4 protein-coding genes are annotated in these 3,600 nt (G+C 65.9%); all 4 read left to right on the forward strand.

The window, feature by feature from the left end:
- Positions 1 to 286: LysR substrate-binding domain-containing protein (locus tag COGEMETH_RS25350; protein ID WP_238185425.1), on the forward strand; the 286-nt coding region annotated here is incomplete at its 5' end.
- Positions 287 to 449: 163 nt separating this feature from the next.
- Positions 450 to 1,421, forward strand: coding sequence for an alpha/beta fold hydrolase (locus tag COGEMETH_RS25355; protein WP_238185426.1), 972 nt, complete (start codon positions 450 to 452; stop codon positions 1,419 to 1,421).
- Between the two features lie 65 nt (positions 1,422 to 1,486).
- Positions 1,487 to 2,143: a pyridoxamine 5'-phosphate oxidase family protein gene (locus COGEMETH_RS25360; RefSeq protein WP_238185427.1), complete on the forward strand. Its 657-nt coding sequence runs from the start codon at positions 1,487 to 1,489 to the stop codon at positions 2,141 to 2,143.
- Positions 2,136 to 3,206 carry an SLAC1 anion channel family protein gene (locus COGEMETH_RS25365; RefSeq protein WP_238185428.1) on the forward strand — a complete coding sequence of 357 codons (1,071 nt, stop codon included), beginning with the start codon at positions 2,136 to 2,138 and terminating at the stop codon, positions 3,204 to 3,206. The genes COGEMETH_RS25360 and COGEMETH_RS25365 overlap by 8 nt, the downstream gene beginning before the upstream one ends.
- Positions 3,207 to 3,600 lie beyond the last annotated feature (394 nt).

The following is a 3,600-nucleotide window of genomic DNA, read 5'->3' on the forward strand; positions in this document are numbered from 1 at the left end:
CGGCGCCGTGCCGAAAGCGATCCTGGCCCACCCGCGGCTGGCGGTGAACGCGGCGGAGGTAGCTGTCGATGCGGCGCTGGCCGGCCTCGGCGTCACCCGCGTGCTCTCCTACCAGGTGTCTGATGAGATCCACTCGGGGGCGTTGCGGGTGGTGCTGGAAGCCTACGAGCCCGATCCCCTGCCTGTCAGCTTCGTCCACCCGGAGCGCGAGCTGCTCCCGCTCAAGGTTCGTGCTTTCCTCGATTTTGCCGTCCCGCGAATGAGGACGCGCCTGGCCGCTCTGTAGTCGGAGCAAGCGTCCTTCCGTTTTTCGGAAGGAAGGTTCTCGGGCAAGTCAGCTTATGCCAGCGGCTGATCGGATCTACCTCAAACGACGAGGCCGAAGCGCATTGCCCGCGGGCCACAGCGAGCCCGGCGCCATCGTGACCGGGCCGGGAGGAGAGACCCCGATGAGACGCATAATCGTCCCTGCCCTGCTCGCCGCGACCGCCCTCGTCACCGCTGCCCGAGGTGCCGAGACGGCCCCGGCCACCGACGTACAGCTCCAGCAGTCGGTTGTCACGCACTACCGGACCGCCACGGTGGACGGCGTGCGCGTGTTCTACCGCGAGGCCGGCCCACGGAACGCGCCGGTCGTACTGCTACTGCACGGCTTCCCGACATCCTCACACATGTTCCGCAACCTGATCCCGCTGCTGGCAGACCGCTACCACGTCATCGCGCCGGACTACCCCGGCTTCGGCCAGAGCGACGCGCCGGATCACACGGCCTTCGCCTACACATTCGGTCACTACGCTGAGATCGTCGACCGCCTACTCGGCCAACTCGGCGCGACCCGCTACGCCATGTATGTGATGGATTATGGCGCGCCCGTCGGCTACCGGCTCGCACTCAAGCACCCCGAGCGCGTCAGTGCGCTGATCGTGCAGAACGGCAACGCCTACGAGGAGGGTCTCGGTGCGTTCTGGGATCCGATCAAAGCCTACTGGGCCGAGGACACGCCCGCCCGGCGCGCCGCCCTCCAGGTCTTAGTGGCTCCGGAGACGACCAAGTTCCAGTATGTCGACGGCGTGGCGGCCGTCTCGCGCATCGACCCGGACAACTGGGCCCACGACCAGGCGCTGCTGGACCGCCCCGGCAATCGGGACATCCAACTCGACCTGTTCAAGGACTACGGCACGAACGTTCCGCTCTACCCCGCGTTCCAAGCCTTCTTCCGCGAGCGCCAGCCGCCGACGCTGATCGTCTGGGGCAGGAACGACAAGATCTTTCCCGCCGAGGGCGCGCACCCCTACCGGCGCGATCTACCCGATGCGGAGATGCATCTGCTCGACACAGGGCACTTCGCCTTGGAAGACAAGCTCGACGTCATGGCCCCCCTGATCCACACCTTCCTCGACCGCACGCTGACCCGGCGCTGAGGGCGCACCTCGGTACTTGTCCGGCACGGAGCCGCGTCGCCCCGGCCCACTCGCAGGAGACGGTCATGAGACACGGCTTTTTCGATCTAGCGTTCACCCCGTCCGTCCAGGCGGAACAGCTCCGCCGAGGCTCGCGAGCGGCCTACGCTGCAGCGGCTGCGCGAGATCATGATGCCGTGGCGGAGGAAGGCCTGTCCGACGCGGAAGCTGATTTCATCGCCGCGCGTGACAGCTTCTACCTCGCCAGCGTTTCCGAGACCGGCTGGCCCTACGTTCAGCACCGCGGCGGGCCGCCCGGCTTCGTGCGCCGCCTCGACGGGGTAACGATCGGCTGGGCGGAGTTTGTGGGCAACCGGCAGTACGTCACTGCCGGTAACACCGCGGTCGACGACCGGGTGTCGCTGCTCTTCATGGACTACCCACATCGGCAGCGCCTGAAGCTGCTCGGGCATCTCCATCCATACGAGCCCGACGAGCGCCCGGACTTGGCGGAGCGGCTGGCGCTGCCAGCATATCGGGCGCGGGTCGAGCGGTTCGTCACCGTCGCGGTCGAGGCATTCGATTGGAACTGTCCGCAGCACATCACTCCGCGCTTCACTGCGGACGAGGTCGAGGCCGCTGCGGCACCGCTGCATACCCGCATCGCCGAACTCGAAGCGCGGCTGTGCACGCAAGGGGGCGGCGATGCCCGGGACCGCAGCTTGGAGGCTCACGATGCCTGATCTCAGCCTTGAGCCGCGCGCAGCGCCGGCCTCGGAGACGGTACTGACCGCCCACGTTGCGACAGGCGCCGCACCTGCGGTGCGCGGCGGCTGGCGCCAAGTCGAAGCCCTGCCGGTCGGGCTGTTTGCCTCCGTCATGGGCTTGACCGGTCTGAGCGTGGCCTGGACCCTCGCCCACGCCCGCTATGGGACGTCTCTCCTGATCGGCGAAATGATCGGATGGGTGGCGGTCGCCGCCTTCGCGGCGGTGGCGTTAGGCTACGCGGGCAAGCTTGTCCTCGCCCGGCAAGCTGCAAGGGCGGAATTCTACCACCCCATCGCCGGTAACTTGTTCCGCACACCGCTGATCAGCCTGCTCCTCCTGCCGATCCCCCTTGCGCCGGTAAGCCTCACGGCGGCGCGGGTCATGTGGGTCGTCGGCGCAGTCGGAATGAGCATGTTCGCCTGGTTGATCGTGACCCGCTGGCTGGGCGAGCGCCAACAGGCGGCCCACGCCACGCCCGCCTGGATCGTGCCTGTCGTTGGCCTACTCGACGTACCGCTCGCACTCCCCATGCTCGGTTTGCCGCCGGACGTTCTGCCCGTGCACGGCGTGATGGTGTTTGGCCTCGCCGTAGGGCTGTTCTTTGCGGTGCCGCTGCTCACGCTGATCTTGTCGCGGCTCCTGTTCGAAGCGCCGATGCCTCCGGCGCTGCAGCCTTCGCTGCTGATCCTGGTCGCGCCCTCCGCCGTCGGCTTTTCGACCTACGTTGCCGTAACCGGTGCGGTCGACCTGTTCGCAGAGGCGCTCTACGCGATCACGCTGTTCCTGCTCGCTGTCACCCTGCCGAAGCTCGCCCGGTTCAGCCGAAGCTGCCCGTTCCGCGTCTCATGGTGGGCCGTCAGCCTCCCATTGGCGGCCTCGGCTGCCGCCGCGCTGCGGTTGGCAGGCACACGGCCGGGCTGGGCCACCGACGGCGTCGCGCTGGCTCTACTAGCCCTGGCGACGCTGGTAATCCTTTGGCTGCTTGTGCGGACGCTCGCCGGTCTTGTGCGGGGGGAACTGCGTACGCTGTCTCAATGAGGGCTCACCTTCGAAGCTCAGTGGAGGCCTCGATTTCTGTAAGTGGGCCGGTGTTGCTCAATGCGGCAGCTACTTTTGGAGAGCCGAATGCGGTGGGCAACCGGCTTAGATGGCCCTCCAACCTGAATGTCGGCTTCGGGGCGATCACCCTGTGATGGCTCATCAACCGAGCAATCATCTGAATAATAACGCTTGCCTGTTGATAAAACGATAATTTCTCCGACGATGGAGCCGGATTATTTCGACCGAAATTCGTCGTAACAGCTTCGCTTAAGCATTGTTGGGTGCGAATGTTTGACGGTTAGACGTCACGATCTTGCTGGATTTGGCTTAGCGTATGTGCTAGACGCCCTGGTGATCCGTAATACCCCGAAATTCTAGAGCGTGTTATGAA

The organism is Methylobacterium trifolii (assembly GCF_022179685.1).
Taxonomy (GTDB): domain Bacteria; phylum Pseudomonadota; class Alphaproteobacteria; order Rhizobiales; family Beijerinckiaceae; genus Methylobacterium; species Methylobacterium trifolii.

Bases quoted from the DNA above. Each gene is read 5' to 3' on its own strand.
- COGEMETH_RS25355 (WP_238185426.1), top strand. From the start codon at position 450: ATGAGACGCATAATCGTCCCTGCCCTGCTCGCCGCGACCGCCCTCGTC.
- COGEMETH_RS25360 (WP_238185427.1), top strand. From the start codon at position 1,487: ATGAGACACGGCTTTTTCGATCTAGCGTTCACCCCGTCCGTCCAGGCG.
- COGEMETH_RS25365 (WP_238185428.1), top strand. From the start codon at position 2,136: ATGCCTGATCTCAGCCTTGAGCCGCGCGCAGCGCCGGCCTCGGAGACG.